At 56.9% G+C, this 24,434-nt stretch carries 21 protein-coding genes; 11 read left to right on the top strand and 10 right to left on the bottom strand.

What is annotated here, in order from left to right:
* Window positions 1-185: 185 nt before the first annotated feature.
* The 3 genes from ACNSPV_RS10635 to ACNSPV_RS10645 are packed head-to-tail and all read right to left on the bottom strand — an operon-like array spanning window position 186 to window position 3,354.
* Entirely contained in the window at window positions 186-1,589 is a 1,404-nt protein-coding gene (locus tag ACNSPV_RS10635; protein ID WP_249236700.1) for an oxaloacetate decarboxylase subunit alpha, read from the bottom strand.
* 16 nt (window positions 1,590-1,605) lie between these two features.
* Window positions 1,606-1,986, bottom strand: coding sequence for a biotin/lipoyl-containing protein (locus tag ACNSPV_RS10640; RefSeq protein ID WP_005940233.1), 381 nt, complete (start codon window positions 1,984-1,986; stop codon window positions 1,606-1,608).
* Between the two features lie 48 nt (window positions 1,987-2,034).
* Entirely contained in the window at window positions 2,035-3,354 is a 1,320-nt protein-coding gene (locus ACNSPV_RS10645; protein ID WP_348583454.1) for a carboxyl transferase domain-containing protein, read from the bottom strand.
* Window positions 3,355-3,836: 482 nt separating this feature from the next.
* Between ACNSPV_RS10645 and ACNSPV_RS10650 the strand changes: the two genes are divergently transcribed.
* Window positions 3,837-5,795 (top strand): glycerophosphodiester phosphodiesterase, encoded by a 1,959-nt coding sequence (locus ACNSPV_RS10650; protein ID WP_348583453.1) that lies wholly within the window; start codon window positions 3,837-3,839, stop codon window positions 5,793-5,795.
* Window positions 5,796-6,010: 215 nt separating this feature from the next.
* Here ACNSPV_RS10650 and ACNSPV_RS10655 read toward each other — a convergent pair whose 3' ends face one another.
* The 3 genes from ACNSPV_RS10655 to ACNSPV_RS10665 all read right to left on the bottom strand — a co-directional run bounded on the left by ACNSPV_RS10655 (window position 6,011) and on the right by ACNSPV_RS10665 (window position 8,598).
* A complete protein-coding gene (locus ACNSPV_RS10655) occupies window positions 6,011-7,735 on the bottom strand; it encodes a recombinase family protein (RefSeq protein ID WP_418268275.1) in 1,725 nt (574 codons plus the stop codon).
* A complete protein-coding gene (locus tag ACNSPV_RS10660) occupies window positions 7,732-8,196 on the bottom strand; it encodes a hypothetical protein (RefSeq protein ID WP_112120869.1) in 465 nt (154 codons plus the stop codon). Before ACNSPV_RS10660 ends, ACNSPV_RS10655 begins: the two co-directional genes overlap by 4 nt.
* A gap of 183 nt (window positions 8,197-8,379) precedes the next feature.
* Window positions 8,380-8,598 (bottom strand): hypothetical protein, encoded by a 219-nt coding sequence (locus tag ACNSPV_RS10665; protein ID WP_080545308.1) that lies wholly within the window; start codon window positions 8,596-8,598, stop codon window positions 8,380-8,382.
* A 618-nt stretch (window positions 8,599-9,216) separates the two neighbouring features.
* Here ACNSPV_RS10665 and ACNSPV_RS10670 point away from each other — a divergent pair.
* From ACNSPV_RS10670 to ACNSPV_RS10715, 10 genes are all read left to right on the top strand, one after another.
* Complete coding sequence (locus ACNSPV_RS10670; protein ID WP_348583452.1) at window positions 9,217-11,613, top strand: LuxR C-terminal-related transcriptional regulator; 2,397 nt, start codon at window positions 9,217-9,219, stop codon at window positions 11,611-11,613.
* A 137-nt stretch (window positions 11,614-11,750) separates the two neighbouring features.
* The gene (locus ACNSPV_RS10675; RefSeq protein WP_348583451.1) at window positions 11,751-13,433 is read left to right on the top strand and encodes an InlB B-repeat-containing protein; all 1,683 of its coding nucleotides are present in this window, start codon (window positions 11,751-11,753) and stop codon (window positions 13,431-13,433) included.
* Between the two features lie 272 nt (window positions 13,434-13,705).
* Window positions 13,706-14,524: a hypothetical protein gene (locus ACNSPV_RS10680; RefSeq protein ID WP_348583450.1), complete on the top strand. Its 819-nt coding sequence runs from the start codon at window positions 13,706-13,708 to the stop codon at window positions 14,522-14,524.
* Between the two features lie 3 nt (window positions 14,525-14,527).
* On the top strand, window positions 14,528-14,965 hold the full coding sequence (locus tag ACNSPV_RS10685) for a hypothetical protein (protein ID WP_348583449.1): 438 nt from the start codon (window positions 14,528-14,530) through the stop codon (window positions 14,963-14,965).
* A gap of 38 nt (window positions 14,966-15,003) precedes the next feature.
* Complete coding sequence (locus tag ACNSPV_RS10690; RefSeq protein ID WP_348583448.1) at window positions 15,004-15,594, top strand: hypothetical protein; 591 nt, start codon at window positions 15,004-15,006, stop codon at window positions 15,592-15,594.
* 15 nt (window positions 15,595-15,609) lie between these two features.
* Window positions 15,610-16,440: a hypothetical protein gene (locus tag ACNSPV_RS10695; protein WP_348583447.1), complete on the top strand. Its 831-nt coding sequence runs from the start codon at window positions 15,610-15,612 to the stop codon at window positions 16,438-16,440.
* Window positions 16,441-16,456: 16 nt separating this feature from the next.
* On the top strand, window positions 16,457-17,083 hold the full coding sequence (locus tag ACNSPV_RS10700) for a hypothetical protein (protein WP_348583446.1): 627 nt from the start codon (window positions 16,457-16,459) through the stop codon (window positions 17,081-17,083).
* A gap of 11 nt (window positions 17,084-17,094) precedes the next feature.
* Window positions 17,095-17,286 carry a hypothetical protein gene (locus ACNSPV_RS10705; protein WP_348583445.1) on the top strand — a complete coding sequence of 64 codons (192 nt, stop codon included), beginning with the start codon at window positions 17,095-17,097 and terminating at the stop codon, window positions 17,284-17,286.
* A gap of 19 nt (window positions 17,287-17,305) precedes the next feature.
* Window positions 17,306-18,349: a hypothetical protein gene (locus ACNSPV_RS10710; RefSeq protein WP_348583444.1), complete on the top strand. Its 1,044-nt coding sequence runs from the start codon at window positions 17,306-17,308 to the stop codon at window positions 18,347-18,349.
* A 25-nt stretch (window positions 18,350-18,374) separates the two neighbouring features.
* Window positions 18,375-19,109 carry a DUF3137 domain-containing protein gene (locus ACNSPV_RS10715; protein WP_348583443.1) on the top strand — a complete coding sequence of 245 codons (735 nt, stop codon included), beginning with the start codon at window positions 18,375-18,377 and terminating at the stop codon, window positions 19,107-19,109.
* A 188-nt stretch (window positions 19,110-19,297) separates the two neighbouring features.
* On the opposite strand, the gene ACNSPV_RS10720 is transcribed toward ACNSPV_RS10715, so the two are convergent.
* The 4 genes from ACNSPV_RS10720 to murD all read right to left on the bottom strand — a co-directional run bounded on the left by ACNSPV_RS10720 (window position 19,298) and on the right by murD (window position 24,205).
* Window positions 19,298-20,476 (bottom strand): pyridoxal phosphate-dependent aminotransferase, encoded by a 1,179-nt coding sequence (locus ACNSPV_RS10720; RefSeq protein WP_348583442.1) that lies wholly within the window; start codon window positions 20,474-20,476, stop codon window positions 19,298-19,300.
* A gap of 17 nt (window positions 20,477-20,493) precedes the next feature.
* The gene (locus ACNSPV_RS10725; RefSeq protein ID WP_348583441.1) at window positions 20,494-21,762 is read right to left on the bottom strand and encodes an aminotransferase class I/II-fold pyridoxal phosphate-dependent enzyme; all 1,269 of its coding nucleotides are present in this window, start codon (window positions 21,760-21,762) and stop codon (window positions 20,494-20,496) included.
* Window positions 21,763-22,046: 284 nt separating this feature from the next.
* Entirely contained in the window at window positions 22,047-22,805 is a 759-nt protein-coding gene (locus ACNSPV_RS10730) for a GNAT family N-acetyltransferase (protein ID WP_348583440.1), read from the bottom strand.
* Entirely contained in the window at window positions 22,802-24,205 is a 1,404-nt protein-coding gene (gene murD, locus ACNSPV_RS10735) for a UDP-N-acetylmuramoyl-L-alanine--D-glutamate ligase (protein ID WP_348583439.1), read from the bottom strand. The genes ACNSPV_RS10730 and murD overlap by 4 nt, the downstream gene beginning before the upstream one ends.
* Window positions 24,206-24,434 lie beyond the last annotated feature (229 nt).

A 24,434-nucleotide genomic window follows, 5' to 3' on the forward strand; every position in this document is an offset into this window, starting at 1 on the left:
ACATCCATTTTTATCCATTATAGAGTGGGGATGTTTTCAAGTCAATGCATTCATTGCCTTTTGGGGCAGATTTTTGCAAAAACATTCTCTGCCGGTTTATACGACCCATGTCATCTCCTGCCCACCACCCTGCTATGCAAAAAGGGCCTCCCGCTCACAGCGGGAAGCCCTTAAAGTACCGTTACTTAGACGGGGTGAGACTGATTGGCGTAGTCCACATGATCGCCATCAACGCCCTGCTTCTTGGCATTGCGCTTGTCGAAGAACTTGGGTGCCACCTGCGGGAACATTGCGTAGGTCAGCACATCCTCTTCCTGCGTTGCCCACTTGGCAGCTTCCGCCTTCAGCTTGTCCATCTCGGGAGCAAGCGTATCGGCAAAGCGGCAGGTGATGGGCTGCTCGTCGCCCAAAATCTTCTTGGTGAACTCCGGCTTGATGGGAGCGGGAGTCTTGCCGTAGTCGCCATGGACCAGACCCTTGAACTCCTTGGTGACCATCTTGTAGCGCTCACCAAGGATAACATTGAACACAGCCTGCGTACCAACGATCTGGCTGGTGGGAGTGACCAGCGGCGGATAGCCTGCATCCTCGCGGACACGGGGGATCTCAGCCAGCACTTCATCCAGCTTGTCTTCCTTGCCGGCATCCTTCAGCTGCTTGAGCATGTTGGAGAACATGCCGCCCGGCACCTGATACAGCAGGGTGTTGGCATCAACGCCCAGACTCTTGGGGCTGATCTGGCCGTTGGCGATGTACTTTTCGCGCAGCTTTGCAAAGTATGCGCGGACAACGTTCAACTGCTTCAGATCCAGACCGGTGTCATAATCGGTACCCTGCAGGGCAGCGACCAGACTCTCGGTGGGCATGTGGCTGGTGCCCAGACTCAAGGGGCTCATGGCAGTATCGATGATGTCGGCACCTGCCTCGATGCCCTTCAGGATGGACATGGAAGCCAGACCTGCGGTGTAGTGGCTGTGGATGTCAACAGGGATGCTGACGGTCTCCTTCAGCTTCTTGACCAGATCGTAGCAGGTATAGGGAGTCAGCAGACCGGCCATATCCTTGATGCAGATGGAGTTTGCACCCATCTCCTCCAGAGTCTTGGCGTAGGCTGCAAAGTACTCGTTGTTGTGCACGGGGCTCAGGGTGTAGCTGATGCAGCCCTGCACATGAGCGCCTTCCTTGTTGGCTGCCTTGATAGCAGTCTGCAGGTTGCGCGGATCGTTCAGTGCATCAAAGATGCGGATGACATCGATGCCGTTTGCAACAGACTTCTGCACAAAGTACTCAACGGCGTCATCTGCGTAGGGACGATAGCCCAGCATGTTCTGGCCGCGGAACAGCATCTGCAGCTTCTGGTGAGGCAGTTCCTTGCGCAGGATGCGCAGGCGGTCCCAGGGATCTTCGTCCAGGAAGCGGATGCAGCTGTCGAACGTAGCGCCGCCCCAGCACTCCACGGAGAAGTAGTTGATCTTATCCATTTCCGGCAGGATGGGACGCATCTCATCCATGGTCATGCGGGTTGCCAGCAGAGACTGGTGGGCATCGCGCAGGACGACCTCGGTAACCTTGATCGGCTTTTTGGCCATGATTGTCACCTCTCCCTTAGTTCATGGAAACCAGAACGTCACCGGAGTTGACGGTGTCGCCCTTGTTGACGTTGATGGAAGCCACAGTGCCGTCCTGCGGAGCAACGATCTCGTTCTCCATCTTCATAGCCTCCAGGATCACCAGCACATCGCCGGCCTTGACGGATGCACCGGCCTTGACCTTGACATCCAGAATGTTGCCGGGCATGGGAGCCTTGACGGCAACAGCACCGGCAGCGCCTGCGGCAGCCTTGGGTGCAGCGGCAGGAGCCGGAGCAGCCTTAGGAGCAGCGGGTGCGGCAGGAGCTGCAGCAGCAACGGGAGCAGCACCAGCGGCAGTCTCCTCCACGGAGACGCTGTAAGCAACGCCATTGACGGTAATATTGTAGTACTTCATGGAAGGATCCTCCAAATCAAAATCGTATCTAAAGATTTATACAGACGATTACAGGGCCATGTTGCCGTGCTTCTTGGGCAGGCGGGCAGCACGCTTGGTGCTCAGCAGCTCCAGTGCAGCAACCACGCTTGCACGGACATTCGCTGCATCGCAGGTCAGGTCAGCAGCACCGCAGGCAACCGCATTTGCTGCGCTGCACACCTCAGCGGTGTAGGCAGCAGCCTTTGCGTTGGTGGCTGCAATGATGTTGTCGGAAGCATCGATTTCTTCCTTATACAGTACGCTGACAGCAGCACTGGGCTCCAGCGCGCTGACAGTGCAGCCGGTCACGGCAATGCGCAGATCAGCAGCGGCCAGTGCGGTGTAGACAGGGCCCACAGCCTTGCCTGCCAGCACAGCCACCTTTGCAGTGGTAGCGTCGGCATAGGTGGCAGCCAGACGGGCAGCCTCACGGATGCCGCCTGCAATGTCGTCGGTAGCGCTGGGCACGAAGCCCTCGGTATCCACAATGGTGATCACCGGCACGCTGAAAGCATCGCACAGGCGCACAAAGCGGGAAGCCTTGGCTACGCAGTTGTGGCACAGGTTCTTGCCGGTGGCCACAACGCCCACAGCGTTGCCGCCCACGGTTGCAAATGCGGTGTAGACAGACTTGCCAAAGCCTGCATACAGCTCCACAGCGCTGTCCTTATCGACCACAGCGGCAGCAGCCTTTGCAGGCTCTGCACCAGCAGCCAGAGCAGCAGTGGGCTGCTCGAACTCAAAGATCGCAGGGCCGGTCAGGTTGTTGGCCGGCAGCAGGCCCACGATGTGAGCGGCCTTCTCGGCAGCTTCCGCAGCAGTGGACTCCACGATAGCAGCCACGCCAGCCTTTGCAGCGGCGGCTGCGGTACCGGCATCGGCCACCTTGTCGCCCTTGGCGGCAGAGGTGAACGGAGCGGTGAAGAACAGCTCTGCGCCCTCAGCCATGATGCAGACATCTGCATTGGCTGCGCTCAGTGCGCTGGTGCCGCCGCAGACACCCAGAACAACAGCCACCTGCGGGATCACGCCGGAAACCTTTGCGATCTGCGCATTCAGCTTTGCACTGGCGGTCAGCACGTCCAGACCCTCAGCCAGCTTTGCGCCAACGGAGTTGTAGAAGGTGACGACCGGGCAGCCAGTCTGTGCTGCCATTTCCAGAACCTTGATGTTCTTTTCAACATCCTTTACGGTAACAGCTTCGCCATTCTGATAAACAGCGTAAGCCTGCTGACCTGCAGCATAGCCGCAGGCAGCGCTCACTGCACCATCAGCAAACAGCGCAGTGTATTCCCCGTCATCGAAAAACTTGGCGAGGATTTCTCCCTTATTGATCTTTGAAGCCATGGTAAGACCTCCTGGTTGTCTGTGTGAGCTTTCAAAATTGGTTTTATTATACTGAATTTTCCATAAAAATGCAAGAGCTTCTATAAAAGTCCATGCAATTCAACATCCGTCACACTCCGTTCTATAATTTTTTAACGATTCTGCGTTCCTCTGCCGGAGTCCCCTTTTTCTACAGTTCCGGGCCATGTACGGTGCCTACCAAATTTTTTCCTGCATTTTTGTTGATTTCGTTTGTCTTTGCCGCATTTTATTTTAAAGAAAGATATGTTACACTATATTTATATTATATTTGCAGAGTTTTTCCGGCTGGCTCAGCCGGATGCTTTGTTTTCTCAGGCGGCAGCCCCCGGCTGCACGGCGCAGGATGTCTGCTGTTTTCCGGTCTGCTTCTGCCGATCATGTAAAAAATTTTCACAGGACAGCCCGTTCCAACGCTCTGCGACCGGCTGTCCAGCAAATTATAAGAAGAAGGTTCTGCCAAATTGAAAGATCTGTTCATTTCGTTCCGCACTGCAAATCAGACCTATTCTGTCCTGCGGCGCTCTGTCTTTTCCCTGATGCACCGCGCCGAAGCTGCACTTTTCTCCATTCTCATCCTCTGCAAGCTTGCCACGAACCTGTTGTTTGTTTCCCTGATGCAGCAGGTCTGGTCCCTGACGCTGCGGTTCGCTCCCATGCACTATTTGAGCAACAGCAATGCTTCGGATATTTTTACCTCCCCTGCTATTATCGGCTGCATCGTTCTCATCGCCGTTCTGACAGCTTTCTGGTCGCTGTTTGAATGTTCCGTCCTGCTGCATGGACTGAACCTTGCCCGCAAGGGCGAAAGCATCCACCTGCCTGCACTGCTGTGCGCCTCCCTGCTGGACGCCTGTCATGCCTTTCTACCGCAGAACTGGCTCATTCTGGTCTACAGCGCCACGCTGATCCCTTTCACCAATTTTTTCCTTGCCGTGAATTATATCACTCAGCTTGCAGTGCCGGAATATATCATGGGCGTCATTCGTGCCAACAGCCGGTATCACCTGCTTTATCTGGCCCTCTGCGCCGCACTTCTGGTTCTCCTGATCAGCTGGGTCCTGGTGCTGCCGCTGTTCCTTCTGGAGCACAAAAGCCTGTGGCAATCGGTTCGTGAAAGCGTCGGCTATGTCCGCACGCGCATTCTCCGCACATTTCTTCTGCTGCTGCGGTGGAATGTTTCGGCCCTACTGCGTTCTCTGCTGCTGACTGCCGCCATCGCGCTGCCGCTGTACGGCATTATCATCGGCATCGGGATGCAGAGCACGCAGGCCATGTTTGCACTGTCCCGTGCTGCGCTGACCATTGAGCTTCCCTTCTTCCAGTTTCTCATCGACTGCACCATCACCCTTGCACAGTGCACCGTTATTGCCGCGCTCTATGACCGCCTGCGGGGCAGCTTATCGTTTGAAGCGGAGACAGACCCGGACCGCAGACCCTGCCGCTCCAATGGCAGATTGCTTCTGACCGCCGCCATTGCCGGTGCCACTTTGCTCACCTTCGTGCTTGCCGCCTGCTACTTTGTTCTGCCGGAGGACGATGCGCTGCGCTCCATGCTGGGCGGCACTGTGCCGATCGTTACGGCACACCGCGGCTATTCCGCCGCCGCACCGGAAAACACCCTGCCCGCCTTCCAGCTTGCCATTGACCACGGCTGTGAGCGCGCCGAGCTGGACGTTCAGATGACAAAGGACGGTATTGTGATGGTGACGCACGACGCCAACCTGCGCCGCTGTGCCGGCCGGAACGAAAACATTTATGACCTGACTTATGATGAAGTGCGGAGACTGGACGCCGGGCGCTGGTTCGGCCAGAAGTACACCGGCACCCGGGTCCCCACGCTGGAAGAAGTTCTGGACCAGTGCAAAGGCAGGATCCAGCTGAACATCGAGATAAAGCCCAATGCGGCCACACCTGATCTGGAGGCAGAGACCGTCCGGATCATCTATGAAAAAGGCTTTGAGCATGACTGCGTGATCACCTCGCAAAGCTACGATACCCTTTGCAAGGTCAAGGAGCTTGCCCCGGAGATCCAGACCGGCTATATCCTTGCTTTGGGCGTGGGCAGCTATTATGACCTGCCCGCCGCAGACTTTTTCAGCGTGGAGTCCACCTTCATCACCCCCGGCATGGTCCAGCAGATCCACCTGCGCGGCAAAACCATCTCTGCATGGACGGTCAACCGTCAGGAAGACGCCAGCGATCTGCTGAGCCTTGGCGTAGACGACATTATCACAGATAAACCCGAAATGGTCCAGCAGCTGATGAATGCCGATGCCGATCTGGACAACGATCTGCTCTTTATCCGTGACACGATCCGCAGCCTGCTCGGATGGTTCGACGCTGGGGACGAGCCCACGCCGGAGGAAGAGGTGATCGAGGAAGCGATCGAAGACCCCGAAGAGCTGCTGGATGCGGCATGATCCGTCAAAGAAAAACAGGATGCAGCTTTTCTGCAGTTATGTTATACTTGATGCAGTGAATCACAGTTCCTCCGGATGGTGAGAAGGAGCAAAAACGATGCGGAAAACAGACTTGAACGCGATCTATATTTCGGAGCGGGTGCAGGAGAGCAGAGTTCCCATAAAACAGTATTTGCAAAAGTTCCCTAAATGGGGAAGATTTGGCGTGACTTCGGTCACGCCTTTTCTTTTGCTTCCAGTTCATCCAGAGGGATGTACCCCAGCCCGTCGTACTTGATATGGATGTGCTGCACCCGCTTTCCGCTGGACTTATCCGGGGCATCTACATAGATAGCCGACACCAGTTCACGGAGAGCATAGGGAGTGAGTTCTTCAATATGAACGTACTTGTGCGCTTTCTGGACGAATTTTTCAATATTCTCGATTTGCTGTTCCTGTACTTCGATTTCCTGTTGGATAGAGAGGGATTCCTCTTCCAGCTGCTTCTGTTCGGCATCGTAGCTCTGGCTCATCATGTCGAAGCGGTCATCGCTCAGCTTTCCATTGGCGTTGTCCTCGTAGATTTTCATGAACAGCCGTTTGAGGTCTACAATCCGCTTCTCATTCCGGGCAAGCTGCTTCTTCAGGACGGTCAGCTTTTCGCTGCTTTCCACACGAAGCTGCTCCTCCATGACCTTGCGGAAGTAGTTTTCATGACGGAGAATGTAGTCCGTCACCCGCTGAACATGACTCAGCACACGTCCTTCCAGAACCTTTACCCGGATGAAATGTCCCTTGCACTTGCTCCCGTTCTTCTTGTGCAGAGAGCAATCAAAGAAGTCTTGACTGAAGTCCCTGTTATTGGACGAACCATATTGCATCTTGGAACCGCAGTCAGCGCAGTAGACCATACCGGAGAAAATGCTGCTCTTGCCTGTTCGGGTCATACGGTGACGCTGGCTGCGAATCTCCTGAACCTTTTCAAACACATCATCGTCAATAATGCGCTCATGTGTATCCGGGAAGATAGCCTGATTTTCCACAGGATTCAGATGTCTCTTTTTATCCCAGATAGAGTTAGTATAGGTCTTGAAGTTGACTGTGCAGCCAGTGTACTCCCGGCGTTCCAGAATCAAACTTACTGCTCTTTTATCCCAGCGATAAGGGTCTTCCGGGGCAGGTGCGTTTGTGCTCCGGCCATGGCTCAACTTGTAGGCGGTAGGAGTCAGAACTTTATCTGCCCACAGTTGGTTCGCAATTTGGGTCGGCCCACGTCCCTCCATGCACATGGAGAAGATGCGCTTCACAATCGCAGCCGCTTCCGGGTCAACAAGCCAATGCTTCGGGTTCTCCGGGTCTTTTACATAGCCGTACGGAACATTAACCGTCAGCGGTACTCCACGCTCTCCCTTGGCCTTCTGAACGGCCCGAATCTTGCGGCTGGTATCGCGGGCGTAAAACTCGTTGAACCAGTTCTTAATGCCCGCAAAATCGTTGTTTACGCTGTTCGGGTCAATGGTGTCGTAGTTGTCGTTAATGGCGATGTAGCGAACGCCATACTGGGGAAAGGTGAAGTTGGTGTACAGACCAGTCAAGGCAGAATTGCGCCCCAGTCGGGACAAATCCTTCGTGATAACGATTCCTACACGCCCTGCTTCGATCTCGACCAGCATACTCTGAAAGCCGGGACGGTCATAGTTCGTGCCGGAGTAGCCATCATCCACAAAGAACACCGGGTTCGGGAAGTGGTTCTTTTTGGCGTATTCCAGAAGGATGACCTTCTGGTTCTCAATGGACAGGCTTTCGCCGAGCCGTGCGTCCTCTTGCGACAGTCGGCAGTAAAGTGCGGTGATTTTATTCGTTGCTCCAGACATTGTTGTGTCCTCCTTACTCTGTGGAGCAACTGTCGGTACAGGATTGGTTACCGGGTCAAGTATAGCAGAATTGGACGCAGTTGTCATTCGTCTGCACCCTCATCTTCAAATTTTTGCTGGGCGTTCTTGGCAACAATGCGCTCCAGCTTCTTCAAAAAGGACTCCTTGCCCTCATAGCTGCCGGTCACGGTGTAGGTGGTGTGACCGACTTTCTCCGTGGTGGTCAGTTCTGGAATCCAGAAAGCGGACAGGTTCTTGACATGGAGGTTGCCGTTCTCGTCCACATAAGAGCTGTGTTTCTTCTGCTCTTCGGTCAAGGGCTTTCGCTTGAAATAGATTTCATTTTCGGAGATGTTCACAGTCTCGCTGGTCTGCTCTTTCGGGGCATCATCATACAGCTGTGCGAAAAATGCCAGTGCATCTTCGGGTGGTTCTTCCTCCATGAGCTGCTCGAAAACTCGCTGTTCCTCTGCCGAGAGGTTATTCCATGCGGCTTCCAACTCCTGCTCGTTGGCTGCGTTGACGAAGGCTTCGATCTCTTTTTTCATGGTGCATCCTCCTTTGGCTGCGAAAAGCGGATTTTCAAAAAGTATGGGTTTTCGTGAGAGCAAGAATCGTCCCGTGGCCACAAATTTTCAATTCTTGAAAATTCTTGCCCTTTTGGGACAGCTTCTTGTTGGGGCGTGCCTGCCCCAAACCCTGCTTAGGAGTGAGTGCGATATACTAGGAATTTATTTATTGCTTGCATCGGTTTTGTCGTTTCCCTTTTTCTTACGAGACAAACCTAAACAAAGATGCGTCGAGCCAAGGCAAAGAAATGATGAACCAAGACACAACCATACAACAGCCATAGAATTATCATTTCCACTTATGAAGCTAATAAGTGAAGCCATATATAACAGAGCAGAAGCTGCATAGAATAAGATAGATTTCTTGGTTTCTTTTTTCATAAATAATCGCCTCCACAAATCGATTTGTTGAGTCAATTATACCACGTTCTTTATCGAAATTACACCCTCTACATGGGAGAACTTGGCCGATTTACTGCGTACGTGCGTACCCATCTTCCGTATACACGTATGCGGCGATTTGCCCGAAACGCACTCTATACAGCCGTTCCCCCTCGGAGAGCCCACTACACTTTGCAGACCACAGGGATGAAAGTGTCATAGTGGGTTATTACACTTCCGCAGAAGTGCCTTCTCCTCGCCGCAGACAGCCGGGTGTGCCTTTTGTGAGAGCTTTCTGTGCGGCGAATCTACATCGCCCACAGGCGATGTAAGCAGGGATTCCAAAGGGGCGCAGCACCCTTGGCACACGACTTTGGTACAAAGTCTAGTGTGTTACACCTTTCCAGAGGTGTATACGTTCCTGAAATGCAAAAAGCCCCATACCCAACACCTTAACGGTGCGGACATGGGACTTGATGCTTCCTCGGCCTAGCCGGGTACTCCGTAACCAATCCTGACAGGCAGTTGCCGTGTCATTTTTCGAAAACTGTTTTACGGATACCCAGCAAGACCCTGCGCCCTGTTTCGGTCAGCGCACTGACGGCGGTGGTGGCTCCTATGGGCTACGGCAAGACCACGGCGGTCAACTGGTTTTTGAACCAGCGCAGGCAGACAGAAGCGGCCGTCATCCTGCGGGTGAATATCTATTCCGACAATCGCTTCATCTTCTGGAAAAGTGTTCAGAACGCCTTTGCGGCAGCAGGGCTGACAGCACTGGCGGGCTGCGAATACCCCGAAGATGCCAGCAGCGCCGCCCAGTTGATGGATGACCTGTGCGCTGTGCTGGCAGGAGACACGCCCTGCTACCTGTTTCTGGATGATTTCCACCTGTTAAAGGACGAAAAAGCGGCAAAGTTCCTGTGCGGGCTGGCAAACCGCCTGCCGGCGAACATCCACCTGATCGTGGCAAGCCGGAACAACTTTCTGCCCAAGGAAGAGATCCTCCGGCTGGGGCACCGTCTGCACCGTATTGGCAGGGAGCAGCTGCGGCTCAACCATACCGAGCTTGCCCACTACGCCCACCGCTGCGGTATGGACCTGACCGAGGCACAGGTGGAAAGCCTTCTGCGCTCCTGTGAGGGGTGGTTTTCTGCCATATACCTGAATCTGCACTCCTTAGCCGAGCGGGGAATCCTGCTGAGCGAGGATGCCGATATCTACTCCATGTTCACGGCGGCGATGCTGGAAAACCTGCCGTCCCAAAAGCGGGAGTTCCTTGCCATAATGGGGCTTGCGGATGAGTTCACGGTGGAAATGGCACGGGTCGTGACCGAAATGCCGGACGCAGAGGAGATCCTGCTGACCCTGACCGAGCAGAACGCCTTTGTGACCCGCCTGCCGGACGGAAAGACCTTCCGATTCCATCACATGCTCAAGGAGTGTGCCGTGCGGCTGTTTGCCCGCCTGGCTCCGGAAAAGCAGGATGCCTGCCGGGAACGGTACGGGGCGTGGTATGAGGCAAAGCAGCAGTATCTCCATGCCCTGACCGCCTACGAGGCTTGCAAAGACTACGATGCAGCGCTGCAGGTCATTGAACGGGATGCCGGGATCCTGCTGTCCTCCCTTGACCCGGCAGAGCTGCTGGAACGGCTGGGGCGCTGTCCGGTGGAAACGCTCAAGCGGCACCCCTTTGCCATTCTGGTACTGATGCGCTGTATGTTCAACTGGCGGCAGATCCCCAAAATGATGGAGCTGAAGCAGCTTCTGCTGACCACGGTGGCAGAGCATCCGGAGTGGTCTCAGGAAGAAAAAGGCAGCCTTCTTGGAGAGTGCGACCTGATCCTGAGCTTTCTCATGTACAACGATATCTCTGCCATGAGCCGCCTGCACCGCAGCGCCAGTGCGCAGATGTCCCACCCGGCTATCAGCATCCAGAACAGCGGTGGGTGGACCTTCGGCTCTCCCTCGGTGCTGATGATGTTCCACCGTCAGCCCGGTCAGCTGGACCGGGAGCTGGCGGAGATGGATGAATGTATGCCCCACTATTATAAGATCACCAATGGGCACGGCATGGGAGCGGAGACCATCATGCGGGCAGAAGCAGATCTGCAGCAGGGGCGGTTCGACGACGCGCAGATCCTGTTGGAGCGTGCCTATGCACAGATCGAGGGCAACGGTCAGACCAACATGGCCCTCTGCTGTGATTTTCTGGCGTGGCGGCTGTCCCTCTGCGGGCCCTACACGCCCCGGGTCCCGCTGGAAGTACGGCGGGAAGAAATGCTCCGGCAGCACAATATGTCATGGCGCAATCTGTTCAACGCCATCTGCGCCTATTACTACGCCCTGCGGGGGCAGACAGACAGCATCCCGGAGGTGTACGCCGCCCACCGCATGAATACCGTAAACACCCTCGCTCCCGGCAAACCCATGATCGGGCTGATCGAAAATCAGGTGTATCTGGCACAGGGAGAATGGGCCCGGGTGCTGGGCCGCAGCCCGGGGCTGCTGGCCCTGTGCGAAGCCCTTCACTATGACCTTGTGGCCCTGCATCTGCGGATCCAGATGGCGGCAGCCTGTGCCCGGCTGGGCCGACAGGACGAAGGCCTCAGCCTGCTCCAGCAGGCTCTGGCGCAGGCCGCCCCGGACGGCTTTATCATGCCCTTTGCAGAAAATTTCCGGGATCTGAAACCTCTGCTGGAAGCAGCGCAGGAAGGGTCCCATTCCGATGCTGTCCGGCGCATCCTTGCTCTGGGTGCGGCGCAGGAGGAACGCTGCCGGGCATTGAACCACAGCGAGGCCCTGCCCGAAGCTGCCGCCCGGCTGACAGAGCGGGAGCTTACACTGGCAAGGCTCATTGCAGACCGCTGCACCAACAAAGAGATCGCCGCCAAGATGTTCCTTTCGGAAGGAACGGTGAAGCAGTACACAAACCAGCTTTATTCCAAGCTGGGTATTGGCGGCGGGGTGCGCACGAAGCGTGCCCAGCTGGCAGAGTTGTTCGCCAAAAAATACTAACCTCAGGTTAATAGCTTTTTTCACCGGCCCGTTGTACTCTTTTATTAGAGGAATAACAGGCCGGTTTTTCTGCGCCCGGATGCAGACTGAAAAAAGCAGCGCACAGGGCAGCGGAACGGCGGAAGGAGGATGTTTTTATGACAAATGAACTCCGGCACACCCCCAAGCTGCGGCTGCTCAGTGCCTTTCTGGCAGCGGCCATGGCCCTGACCACGCTGCCTGCGGCTGCATTCGCGGCGGACGGGATAACCAGTGATCTGAGCGTTGCCGGAACGTCGGTGACTGCAGACAATGCGACAGACATTCTGGGAGATGGAACCGCGAAGTATGAAGGGTCTGTGCTGACCCTGAGCGGAGAGATCACGGTGCCGCAAAACAAAGCTGGCATCATGCCGATTCGCTCAATCACAATTGACGGAACGGGAACTCTGACCGGCACAGAAAAGACCGGGTATGGTATTTTCCCTCAAGCGGACAAGGCAGAGATCGCCGCCGGGGCGGATATCACACTGGAAAGATTCAATTGCGGAACATACGCCTACGGCGTGGATGTTTCGGGCATCCTGACCATTCGTGATGTAAACTATGGCGTCAGCGGAGAGGGTGCCACGGTCGAGAGCGGCGGCAAGCTGATCATTCAGAACGCAGACAATGCAGTTTCCGGCTACGGTGCAAAAGTTCATGGCACGCTGGAAATTGACAAGGCCGAAAAAGCTGTTGATGCTGGCGGTGTCACGGTCTATGATGGCGGCGTGGTGACCATCACCGGAGCAACCAGCGGCCTGAACGGTGGGTCCACCGTGGACGGCGGCAGCCTTTCGGTGAGTGCCACAACCTGCATCGACAACGGTGCCGTGACCTTCACCCGCGGCACCCTGAAGCTGGATTCCACCAGCAGCAATTTCATCAAGCTGGGCGAAAGTAACCTGACTGTGAACGCGCCCAACTTCCGGTACCGCACGGCGAAAGGCGGCGCATGGACGCAAGTGACGGGCGGCAGCTGGACGCGGCCTGACGATGCGTCTTATTTTGAGATCACCACCAACGCCCCCACCACCACGCACTACACCGTTACCTTCGACCTCAACGGCGGCACTTCCTGGGGCACGAATGACAGCTGGATCAGTCAAAGCGGCGGCAAGTGGAATGGCAGCCACAATCAGGTGAGCTTTGCCACAGATAGCTTTATCACACAGACTGGAGGCACCGGCGAAGGTCTGTCGATCAATGTAGGAACCGGCATGGGCCCGAAGCGGGAAGGCTATGATTTCGTTGGCTGGTACACTGCAGCTGTCGGCGGTGAGCCGGTGGAAAAACAGCTCTATTACAAGCAAGAGCAGCGTCTGGAGCTGATCACAGAAAATATCACCCTCTATGCCCACTGGCAGTGGATCGGCGAGGGTCCTGAGCCTGGCCCCGCCCCTGTCCCGGACGAAACGGTAATCGACGGCGGAGACGGCTCCGGGTTCGGCGCAGTGCTGGCCGTGGCAGGCGGCGCTGCTGTGGTGGGAGCTGCAGGCTTCGGCATCTACGAACTGGCCACCCGCGCCATCCTGAAAGACCTGCTGCCTGAGGGCACGGCGGTCCCCGCGACCCGCGGCGAGCTGGCCCTACTGCTGTGGCAGAACGCCGGAAGGCCGGAACCCGCTGCACTGCCCGCCTTTGCGGACACGGCAGATACTGAAACTGCAAAGGCCGCCCAGTGGTGCACCGAACAGGGCCTGCTGACGGCTGAGGACGGCGCGTTCCACCCGGAAAAGAAGGTCACGAAGTACCGCGTGATCCGGGTCTGGAAACAGGCTGCGGCACCGCAGCAGTGATGGGGCAGCTGCAGATCTGCACCGGAAAACTCAGGACGGATGTGAAGAGAACCTGCTGATGGATCCCGGCAAAAGCGGAACCCGCTCCCCGCAGAGCAGAAGGAAGGTTCTTTTTGCCGCAGCGGAAACGGCTTGGGTCAAATGCTTTTCCGTTTTTTAAACAGCGAGGCCCATGTCCGGCACCCCTGCGATGCGGACATGGGCCTTTTTCTCAGCTGCTTCACTGCCGGCAAAACACTTTGCAGATCAAAACAGGAAAGGAGAAAAACAAGATGAAATGGAAAAAAGCAGCGGCTGTTCTGAGCCTTCTGCTGGCGCTGAGCATCAGCCTTTCTGCCTGTGGAGGAGGCGCGGCAGAGCCCTCCCCCAGCTCAGAATCGGAGGAAGCCCCGTATTCTGAGGAGACCTCGGACACGACCTCTGCGGCCGAGCTGAGCGATGAGCAGCGGGAAGTGCTGGACGACTGGATCTGGTACGAGCGGGGGGACTACACCTCGGAAAACTGGTACCACATTGCGTCCGACGGCACGGTGGAGATACACACCGAGTACGGCTCCACCGAGGACACCTACACCGCCTACCCCATGCTGGGATGCTCCTACAACTTTGAGGGCTTTGACGTCGGCCCGGACGATGTGCCTTTCCTGAGCCTTCATATGGAGGAGAATGTCTTTAACAGTGTGGAGATCATCGAGGACGGCAGAGCGTTTCTTATCGGAAATGCAAGCTCCTTTGAAAGCTACTACATCCGCTCCGACTACACCGATGACGAGGACCTGCACAACGCCTGTGTGCTGATGTACCGGCAGTGGCGGATGGACGAAGAGCACCTGTACCTCAACTTCTACCCCAACCATGGCTTCATCCTGTATGGCCAGAAGGATCTGGGCGACGGCGTTTACGGCTTTGATGCCGACAGCGTGTATACCGGTCAGTGGATGGTGGACGGCGATGCCGTAAGCCTTTTCTGGGACGACGGAACCGAGGACGCTGCAGTGCTGATCCCGAATGAGCACCCGGGCGATGTGGGAGAAGACGTAAGCACCCTGAGCCTGAACGGCACCGACCTGCTCTTCAACAACAGGTGGTGAACCATGAAAAAACAAATCGGCGTTCTACTGGCGGCATTTCTGATCCTACTGCTGGGGTGGGCCATCCTCCCGGCTCCGGCAATGCCGTCGGATGATCCATCGGAGGAAGACATTGCCGGAAGCGATTGGCGCACATGGGGCATCATCGATGACTCCGGCACACTGGTGCAGGACGGGGAGACCATCCCCTTCTGCGCCTGCGTCCACACCGAGGACACGACCCTCTACCATGACACCGAAAGTCAGGTGCTGCTGGCAGAGCTAGACTACCCTGCACCTGTGGAGAATGCAGAACAGCGCTACCTCGGCATGGAGACCGCAGACCGGAACGGCGACGGCAGCAGCGATGTCCTGCTCCGCTTTTCACAGGAAGATGGAACGCTGGAACTGTTGTTCTGCTGGGACCCGGAGACCGGGGCCTTTCGATCCGTTCCGGCATGACCGGAGCAAAAACCATTTATTAAAAAGGAGGCAATTCTATGAAAAGCACGATGAAACGCGCGCTGGGGCTGTTTGCCGCTGCACTGCTGACCATGTCGCTGGCACTCAGCGTCTATGCATCCGGCCACGACCTGACCTTTACCGACAAAGGCAACCGGATGCACGTCAAGGACAAAACCGTTCATGTGCAGACCTACTACCCCTATGAGTATTATGTGCTGGATGTTCTGGAGGATGCCCTTGTGGTGGCAAACCCCGAATGGGACGACTGCGGTTTTGCGGTCTGCCGCAGGATCACCAATGAATATCTGGACTATACCGGCTCTGATGACGACTTTGTTCTGGACTATGCAGAGGAATATCTGGAGTATGATTTCCAGCAGCTGTACGGTGGTCAGTGGCCCGATACCTCGTGGGAGGTCGTGGACGAGAGCAACGCTTCCAACCGCATCGCCACCATGCGGGGCTACATCTGGAATGATGAGATGGATGCCTACATGTGGACAGTGATCTACTGGGACACCAGCTACAACAACGCCATGGCAAAGACCTTCTTTGTCCCGGAGCACAACGGCTACGATAAGGCCGACAAGATGGGCAAGAAGGTGAGCAGCACCGTCGGGTGCTGATGGGAGTGATACAGTATGAGGACACGGAACCGTGCCCCGCAGGAAAAAATGCCGGATGAAGAGCTTTCCCGCCGCATCCTGTTTTACGGGCATCTGGCAAACCTCTGCGCCTATGGCTGCATTGCAGGTGCCGTGCTGGGCGTTCTGGCCGGCATCCTGCTTCAAAGCTTTACGGCGGGCTGCACCATCGTGATGCTTGTGATCGTAGCAGCAGTATTTTTGATCCAGCTGATCCATGCCATGCAAAGTTCCCTGATCCTCGGACAGCTGGGGGATGGTTTTATGGCCGCGCTGCACAAGGTCTTTGGCCCCCAGCCGGAGCACAAGCAGTGGCCCATGAGCGATGAACTGGCACGGCGTTCCGGGCTTTTCCCGGAGGAATGGGAATCGGCCAGTGCCCACGGCAGCTACGAGGGCAGCTATCAGGGCATTCCCTTTGCCATGCACAACGCTTCCCTCATCCACGTCTGGGAGGTGCGCGACCCCATGCCCGACGACCCGCACAACACCCGCACCTGCTCCAAAACGATCTTCAAGGGGTTGTTTCTGGTGTGCCGGATGCGCAGGCCGATGGCTCCGGAGCCCTTTGCCCTGCCCGGCGAGTTTGATCTGGCACCGGAAAGCTGGAAGCAGCAGCTGCAGAGGGCCGTGGACGCCCGGGCGCTGCGGATAAGCTTCCGGGGAGATCTGATGTTTGCCGCCTTTGACACCGACCGGAAAATCATGGCAGTTTCCAAGGACATCGACCCGAAGATCATTGATGAATACCGCCGCAGTTTTCAGGACTCGGTTGACATGATGAAGGATCTGATGGAAGCCGTGGCGCAGAATACGGAGCTTTTCTGAAACAGGAGGAACCAAAATGAAACGTATCGCACTTTTACTTGCCGCCTTGCTGATGTTTTCCCTGACCGGATGCGGCAGTTCCGAGGCCGCGGGCGAGGCTTCGGACTCCGACAAGGCCGGGGCTTACGAGGTCATCCCGCCGGAGGATGGCCGGGGCGACCTGATCCCCGCCTCTTCGGACGTGGTGAGCATCCCGGTGCTGGTGGGCGGCGGTCTCCCCTTCACCAGCATGGAAAATCTGATGAACGAGAACTATGAGGATGGCACCTACACCTACGAGGACATGACGCAGGACGGCTCTGTGCTGGTGGTGGATATGGCGTTCCAGTCGCTGCGCACCAACGAGACGGCGGAGGAATACGCAGAATATGCCGCCCGATTTGCCGCTCTGGATACCGGTGAAGAGGAACCCCGCGATGTCACCTGCTTTCAGGATGAGGACTACACCCAGAACCTTTCCTACCCGGTTTACATCGTCTGGTACACCACCGGCTCGGGGGAGGACCAGCGGGAGTGGATGGTCTACACGGTGGACACCGACGACTACACCTACCTTTATGCCTTCGGCACCATTGCCGATGAAGCGGACGACATGCAGGATGTGTTCTATAACATCTGCGATCATCTTGAACTGGTGGATTGAGGTTTAAGGATATGACGCTGGAACAATCGGTTCTGCTGCTTGTACTGGCTCTGGCCGGGGCCTATGCGCTGCCCCGGCTTTTGCCGCAGAAGCCCCGGCTGCGCCGGGGACTACAGGCCCTGTGCATCGTTGTGGCAGTGCTCAGCGCGGCGTATGCCCTGCTGACGCTGCTGTTCGTCTGGGCAGCAGGACAGAAACTTTGAAGATCGGGAGAAAACGACCATGAAAAACAAAACTCATCTGCTGCCCCTTGCCAGCCTTCTGCTGGCAGGCGGCATCCTCTGTACCGGCTGCGGCGGCGATGCCCCCGCCAGCAGCGTTCCGGCTGACGTCAGTACGGCTTCCTCTGCGGAAGAGGTCGATGCCATGGACGGCTACGACTACATCAATGATTATGTCGGTCTGTGGGGCTATTACGACATCGAGCTCTGGCTCCGTGTCCACGAGGACAGCACCTTTGAATTCGTCAACTCTGAGGACGAGACCATTTACACTGGCACCGCAGATGCGGACAAATACGGCATGGACCTCTACTTCGACGACGATACTCCGCAGATGCGGCTGGATCTTTCGGTCAGCGGCGACCTGTTGGAGGAAGGCTCTTCGGATGCTTTGCACCCGGTGGATGCCATCGCCTCCCGGGCGGCCTGCTTTGAGAAAAACGGGCTGGAGATCAATGGCGTTGTGGATTCTTCCGACCCCATCCGGCTGAACAGCGGCGTTTGCAGCTTTACCGGAAAGGGCAGCGGCTACAACACCGACGAGTGTTACTGGCAGGTGACAAAGTACAACGACGTGACCCACGACGGCATCCGGGAGATCCAGTTTGATGCCGTGTGCTATATCCCGGATTCCTCTATTCCCTACTTTGGGCAGACCTATGATACCTACATTTCCAGCGAACTCTACGATGCCTATACCGGCACATGGCTCACGGCATCCACCGCCAGGGGGGATACGAGCCGGGCCGACCACCACTATTATCACACGGTGTACTGGAACGACAACGCTTACGACATCGAGTTCTTCTTCTCTACCGACTGGAACATGAGCAGCACCAGCGATGACAAGATCTTTACCAAGAGCTATGTGGTCTACCTGCCGGAGGATTACGACGGACTGGTTTTTGCCGCACAGGCGCAGCCGGACAACTATGCTGATGCCATGGCGCTGGATAATCTGGAAAATGTAAGCCCCGAAGGTAACATCATGGATCTTTCGCCGCTGGACCCCTACGCCAGCCTGTACTTCAGCATCTGCGGCTGAGCCGGAAAGAGAAAGGGAGGACGCTATGAGTTATGGAATGATTTTTGCGATTGCCGTGGTGCTTCTTCTGGGATGGCTGCACAGCAGCCGGAAAGAAGCCGCCCGACAGGACGTAGACCGCCGCATCGTCCCCGCGGTGCTGGATGCTGCGCTGCAGCAGGTGCAGTTTGCGCCCAATGGCAGGATCACCTGTTTTGGGGACTCCGGGCTTCCTCTGCCCCAGTATGACCGCATGACCGGCGGAGAGCACGTCCGTGCAAAATACCGGGGCTATGAGGTGGAACTGTGCAGCATCGAGCTGGACCGGGATGTCAGCTATACCGACCCGAACGACCCCACTGTGGTCAACGCGCCGTCCTACGACACGGTATACGCCGGGCTGTGGGGCATCTGCCGTTTTGGTGTGCCAATGCCCGTGAGCCTGACCTTTACCCCACGGGGCAGGCTGGGACAGCTCGTCCGGGGTGCATCGGTACAGAACTCCATGGACGGCTTTGAACAGCAGTTCAAGCTGACAGCAGACGATGACACCGCCCTGAAAGCCTGCCTGACGGAGGAGAAATGCCGGAAGCTGCTGGCTCTTGCCGGGACAGCGGAGGGAAGCTTCAGCGGGAGCCTGCACCGAGACGGCACCCTGTATTTTGCCGTGGAAAACAACAAAGGACTTTTCAAGGGCAGCGGCAGTGACGATGTGCTGCGGGAAAAGTTCACCCGGCAGCTGAAGTGGTGCACCGATGTAATGGACGTTTTTGCTCCCTGAAACAGCGGCAGATCGGTCTGTTTTATCCGCATCGATCCCATCGTAAGGTGCGAAATCTTTCAAAAAGACAGATTTTTCGGAACTCAAAACACAAAAAGCTGAGCACCTGATTTTTTGCAGATGCTCAGCTTTTTTGTGTTCTTTTCACCGGATTTGGTTTTAAGAGACCCTTGTATTTTGATCAGAACTTATTTCAGCAGCTCAGACAGCTTTTCCAGACGGCGGATGGCCTCGTCCAGAACATCGGTACCACGGGCAAAGTGCATCCGGATCAGATGGTTCACCGGTTCCCGGAAGAAGCTGGAACCCGGCACAGCTGCCACGCCGATCTCCCGGATCATCCACTCGCAGAATTCCAGATCTGTCCATCCCTCAAACTGCGGCAGAGCGAGAAATTCCGAAATATCGATCATCACAAAATAGGTCCCCTGCGGCACATTGTGCTTCAGGCCCACACGGTCCAGCCCGGCAAGAAAGTGGTCGCGCTTTTCTGTGTAAAGGGCCTGCAGGTCTTTGTAGTAGCTTGCCGGCAGTTCCAGACCGGCCACGGCGGCTTCCTGCAGCGGTGCAGCCGCACCCACAGTAAGGAAATCGTGCACCTTGCGGGCACTCTCGATCACCTCTGCCGGGCCGATGAGATAGCCCAGACGCCAACCTGTAATGGAGTAGGTCTTGGAGAGCGAGTTGCAGGTGATGGTATGCTCAAACATGCCGGGCAGGCTTGCCATGCAGATATGCTCTGCGGTCGCGTAGACGATATGCTCGTACACCTCATCTGTTACCACAAAGGCATCGTACTTGATTGCAAGGGCGGCAATGGCCTCCAGCTCGTCCCGGCGGAACACCTTGCCGCAAGGGTTGGAGGGGTTGCACAGGATCAGTGCCTTGGCTCCCTCGGCAAAGCCCTTTTCGATCAGGGAGATATCAAACTCATAGGTGGGCGGCACCAGTGGGATATAGATCGGCTCCGCACCGGAAAGGATGGCATCTGCGCCATAGTTCTCGTAGAACGGCGAAAAGATCATCACCTTGTCGCCGGGGTTGCAGATGGTCATCATGGCCGCCATCATGGCCTCGGTGCCGCCGCAGGTCACGCAGATCTCGGTGTTAGGGTCCACAGTGTGGTGCAGGGCGGGGCTGGTCTTTTTGGCCAGCGCCTCGCGGAAGTTCTGTGCACCAAAGGTCACAGCGTACTGGTGCGGGCCGGCATAGGCTGTCCTTGCCAGCGCGTCCAGCAGCTGCTTCGGCGGGTCAAAATCCGGAAAACCCTGAGACAGGTTGATGGAGTTATACTGATTATTGATGCGGGTCATGCGGCGGATGACAGAATCCGTAAAGGTGCCCACACGGTCACTTAAAACAGGCATGTGCTTTTCTCTCCTGTTCAATCCTTAAAATACGCCTTCTGGATGGCCAACAGCACGCCTGCGCGGCTTGCGGCAAAGTTCAGGCCGCCCTGCAGGTAGCAGGTATAGGGCTCACGCAGCGGGCCGTCGCAGGAAAGCTCGATGGTGCTGCCCTGCGTAAAGCTGCCGCTTGCCATGACCACCTCGTCGGTATAGCCCGGCTCCGGAGAAGGCTCCGGGGCGGCATAGCTGTCCACCGGACTTGCAGCCTGAATGCCCTGACAGAAGCCGATCAGGGCGTCTGCAGTGCCTGCATCAAAGCAGGTAACAATGTCGTTGTGGTCATCGCAGTAGCGCGGCACCGGGTTCTTACCCAGCAGTTCCAGCATACACTGTGCATAGATGGCCGTCTTGATGGCCTCGCACACCACGCCGGGAGCGTAATAAAAGCCCAGATACATATCACGGGGCGTTTCCAGCGTGCAGCCCAGCTCCTTGCCGAGGCCGGGGGCGTTCAGACGGTATGCGCACAGCTCCACCAGATCCCTGCGGCCCACAATGTAGCCGCCGGTGGGGGCAATGCCGCCGCCGGGGTTCTTGATAAGGCTGCCCACAGCGATATCTGCACCCACCTGACAGGGCTCCTGCGTCTGGGTGAACTCGCCGTAGCAGTTATCCACAAAAATGATGATATCCGGATTGGCCTCACGGGCGGTATCCGCAATTTTCCGGATCGTTTCCAGATCAAAGGCATTGCGCTGCAGATAGCCGCGGCTGCGCTGAATATGGCACACTTTGGCCCCCGGAGCCTTTTTTGCAATAAGGTCGTAGTCCGGGGTGAAATCAGCCTTGAGGGGCGCTTCATCATACTGAACACCGTAATCCATCAGGGTGCCGGTGCCCTTTCCCTTCCCGTCCAGACCAATGACGCCTTCCAGCGTATCGTAGGGACGACCGGTGGCAGCCAGCAGCGTATCCCCTGCCCGCAGCAGACCGAACAGTGCCACTGCCAGCGTGTGGGTGCCGCTCTGGAACTGGCTGCGCACAAGCGCATCCTCCGCTCCCATCACCTCGGCAAAGATCTGTTCCAGCTTTGCACGGCCGGTATCCCACAGGCCGTAGCCGGTGGTGCCCAGCATATCAGTAGAGGACATCTGCGTGTCCGCAAAAGCTTTCAGCATCTTGAGCTGGTTGAAGTCCCGGATCTCTTCCATATGACGGAAATAGGGCTGGCACAGCTCCATGGCCTTTTCGTCCAGCGCCAGAACTTCGGGTTTATAATCAAAAAAGTGATTTAAGATTGACATTATAATGGTTCCTTAATTTATGATTTGGAATAAATCTCACATGAACTGACGCGTCGGCAGCTTTCTCCTCGGACACGAGATACGGGTTGCGGCACCCAGCATCTGCTTCGCTACCGCTCGCATCTTGCTGGCCGCTGCCCCAACAGCAGTTCCCTGTTTCCGCCGCAGGCGGCGGTCACTGTTGTTGCAGGCCATTCCATCGCCCGCCCTATTGCCCTACGGGCAACAGGGTCCCACCCCAGCGGACGGTCCTCAGAGAAACTTCCGACGTGTCAGCCGACAAACTACGATGGCACATAACGAATATACTCCCCCAGCTTTTCAAAGCCGAGCCGGGTATAAAAATGCACCCGCTCCGGGCTGCAGAGGAACACCGGGCGCTGCCCCTCTGCGGAAAGCTCGTTTGCCATCTGCACAATGAGCCGCCCGCCGATGCCTTTGCCGCGCAGGGAACTTTCTGTCTGCCCGCAGGCCATATACGCCTGCCCATTTGCAAGGGCATAGGCTCCCACCGTGCAGACCGCTTTCCTGCCCTGTCTCAGCGTCCAGACAAGCGCCTTGCCCCGGATACGCTTGGTGCACAGTTCAGAATAAAGATCCTCCTGTCTGGCCGTATCTTCCGGGTACAATGCCCGGGCCACGTCCATAGCCGCAGGTTCCCGGTCAAGGTCCAGCTGTGTCCAGAGGGCTTCGTCTGCGGCAGGCAGCGGCAGCGCCCTGCCGGGGGCAAGACCGAACACGGTCAGTGTCTCAGCCCGGTGCCAGCCGGTGGGCGGCAGACATCCGGCTTCGTCCAGAATGACGCTCTCACACCCGCAGAAGGCCAGAAAGCCGGCCAGTTCCTCGGGATTCGCGCTTCCGGCGGCCCATGCAGTGCTGCCGCTGAGTTCCAGCGCCAGCGTGGGCCCGGCGTAGAACCGCCACGGCTGGCTTTTGCCGAAGAGAGCAAGGTCCAGCGGAAGCACTGCCCCCAGCACCCACCGGCCCCGGCAGGCATTGGCAAAGCGGGCACGCCGCCGCTTTGTATCGACCTGTGCGATCACTTCAGCTCGTTGACGATCTTCTTGAACTCACGGCCGCGGACCTCAAAGTTGGGGTACAGGTCAAAGGATGCGCTGGCCGGAGACAGGATGATGATATCGCCGGGCTTTGCGCAGGCACGGGCCAGCTCCACAGCGTGCTGCATGTTGTCCGCATGCTGGATGGGCAGCTCTGCCTCGTTGAAATTCGGGTCCTCACGCACAGCCTTTTCAATGCGGGGGCCGGTAGCACCCATGAGCACAAGCTCCTTCACATGCGCCACCACTTCCGGTGCCAGCGGCTCATACGGGATGTGCTTGTCATAGCCGCCCGCGATCAGGATGACCTTCTGATCGAAGCTGCGCAGACCGGCAATGGTGCGGGTAGGGCTGGTGCCGATGGAGTCGTTGTAGTAGAGCACACCGTCCAGCGTACGCACCGGCTCGATGCGGTGCTCCACGCCGGTAAAGGTGCTGCCCACCTGCCGGATCGCCTCCACAGGCACCTCACCCCACACGGCAGCGGCAGCGGCCAGCAGGTTCTCGATGTTGTGCAGACCGCGCAGCTTCACGTCCTTCTGTGCCAGGAACGGGGTCACAACGCCGTCCTCCGCCATGCAGAGCATGTGATCTTCCTTGCGCAGGAAGGCACCGTTGTCGGTGTCGTGCAGGCGGGTGAACCACACCTGCTTGCCCTTGCAGTCGGACTGCATGCTGCGGCTGATCTCGTTCTCGTAGCCCAGAACGGCACGGCAGGGCTGCTTCTGATACAGCAGGATGTTGCGCTTGGCGTCGATGTACTCCTGCATATCCTTGTGATGATCCAGATGGTTGGGGGTGACGTTGGTCACAACGGCAATGTTGGGGCTGGAATGCATGCTGATGAGCTGGAAGCTGGAAAGCTCCACCACAGCCACATCCTCGGGGGCCACCTCGGGCAGCATGGGCAGCAGAGCTGCGCCGATGTTGCCGCCCAGATGCACTTTGCGGCCAGCCGCTTCGTAGAACTTGGAGATCAGGGTCGTGGTGGTGGTCTTTCCGTCGGAGCCGGTCACAGCCACGATCTCGCAGGGGCAGAAATCAAAGAACAGTTCCACCTCGCTGGTCACCATGGTGCCTGCGGCCATGGCATCCTGCAAGGGCTTTTCAAAGTAGCCCACAAAGCCCGGCGTGCGCATGATGATGTCCTGACCCTTGAAGCCGTCCAGATAGTTTTCGCCCAGGCTCAGGTCAATGCCCAGCTCCCGGATGGTGGCGGCATAATCGCCAAAGTCCTCTACGCTCTTCTTCTGGTCACACAGGGTGACGTGCGCTCCCAGCTCCACGAACTCCCTGATGAGCGTCTTATGGCTGACGCCTGCGCCGATGAAGGCAACTTTTTTGCCCTTGATGAGCTCGGCCAGTTTCTGCTGATCCTTCTGCATAAAAACAGTTCCTCCTCAATAAGTAATATCGTATCGAACGCGCCGCAACGGGGCGCTGAAACATTCGCTGTACCATTATAGTCCATTTGGCCGCAATTGGCAACGGAAAAACGCCCTTTTGCCCCAAAAAGCAAGGGAAATTCACAATTCCTCAATTGTATTTTGCCTTCATTTCTGCTACACTTGTCGAAGCAGAGTGCTTTTTGTATCCATACACACTCCCAGCAAA

The sequence above is a fragment of the Faecalibacterium sp. 3 genome (assembly GCF_048323735.1).
GTDB lineage: Bacteria > Bacillota > Clostridia > Oscillospirales > Ruminococcaceae > Faecalibacterium > Faecalibacterium wellingii.

Excerpts from the sequence above, each read along its gene's own strand:
- ACNSPV_RS10635 (WP_249236700.1), bottom strand. The coding sequence starts at position 1,589 with ATGGCCAAAAAGCCGATCAAGGTTACCGAGGTCGTCCTGCGCGATGCC.
- ACNSPV_RS10640 (WP_005940233.1), bottom strand. The coding sequence starts at position 1,986 with ATGAAGTACTACAATATTACCGTCAATGGCGTTGCTTACAGCGTCTCC.
- ACNSPV_RS10645 (WP_348583454.1), bottom strand. The coding sequence starts at position 3,354 with ATGGCTTCAAAGATCAATAAGGGAGAAATCCTCGCCAAGTTTTTCGAT.
- ACNSPV_RS10655 (WP_418268275.1), bottom strand. The coding sequence starts at position 7,735 with ATGACAACTGCGTCCAATTCTGCTATACTTGACCCGGTAACCAATCCT.
- ACNSPV_RS10660 (WP_112120869.1), bottom strand. The coding sequence starts at position 8,196 with ATGAAAAAAGAGATCGAAGCCTTCGTCAACGCAGCCAACGAGCAGGAG.
- ACNSPV_RS10665 (WP_080545308.1), bottom strand. The coding sequence starts at position 8,598 with ATGAAAAAAGAAACCAAGAAATCTATCTTATTCTATGCAGCTTCTGCT.
- ACNSPV_RS10670 (WP_348583452.1), top strand. The coding sequence starts at position 9,217 with ATGGGCTACGGCAAGACCACGGCGGTCAACTGGTTTTTGAACCAGCGC.
- ACNSPV_RS10675 (WP_348583451.1), top strand. The coding sequence starts at position 11,751 with ATGACAAATGAACTCCGGCACACCCCCAAGCTGCGGCTGCTCAGTGCC.
- ACNSPV_RS10680 (WP_348583450.1), top strand. The coding sequence starts at position 13,706 with ATGAAATGGAAAAAAGCAGCGGCTGTTCTGAGCCTTCTGCTGGCGCTG.
- ACNSPV_RS10685 (WP_348583449.1), top strand. The coding sequence starts at position 14,528 with ATGAAAAAACAAATCGGCGTTCTACTGGCGGCATTTCTGATCCTACTG.
- ACNSPV_RS10690 (WP_348583448.1), top strand. The coding sequence starts at position 15,004 with ATGAAAAGCACGATGAAACGCGCGCTGGGGCTGTTTGCCGCTGCACTG.
- ACNSPV_RS10695 (WP_348583447.1), top strand. The coding sequence starts at position 15,610 with ATGAGGACACGGAACCGTGCCCCGCAGGAAAAAATGCCGGATGAAGAG.
- ACNSPV_RS10700 (WP_348583446.1), top strand. The coding sequence starts at position 16,457 with ATGAAACGTATCGCACTTTTACTTGCCGCCTTGCTGATGTTTTCCCTG.
- ACNSPV_RS10705 (WP_348583445.1), top strand. The coding sequence starts at position 17,095 with ATGACGCTGGAACAATCGGTTCTGCTGCTTGTACTGGCTCTGGCCGGG.
- ACNSPV_RS10710 (WP_348583444.1), top strand. The coding sequence starts at position 17,306 with ATGAAAAACAAAACTCATCTGCTGCCCCTTGCCAGCCTTCTGCTGGCA.
- ACNSPV_RS10715 (WP_348583443.1), top strand. The coding sequence starts at position 18,375 with ATGAGTTATGGAATGATTTTTGCGATTGCCGTGGTGCTTCTTCTGGGA.
- ACNSPV_RS10720 (WP_348583442.1), bottom strand. The coding sequence starts at position 20,476 with ATGCCTGTTTTAAGTGACCGTGTGGGCACCTTTACGGATTCTGTCATC.
- ACNSPV_RS10725 (WP_348583441.1), bottom strand. The coding sequence starts at position 21,762 with ATGTCAATCTTAAATCACTTTTTTGATTATAAACCCGAAGTTCTGGCG.
- murD (WP_348583439.1), bottom strand. The coding sequence starts at position 24,205 with ATGCAGAAGGATCAGCAGAAACTGGCCGAGCTCATCAAGGGCAAAAAA.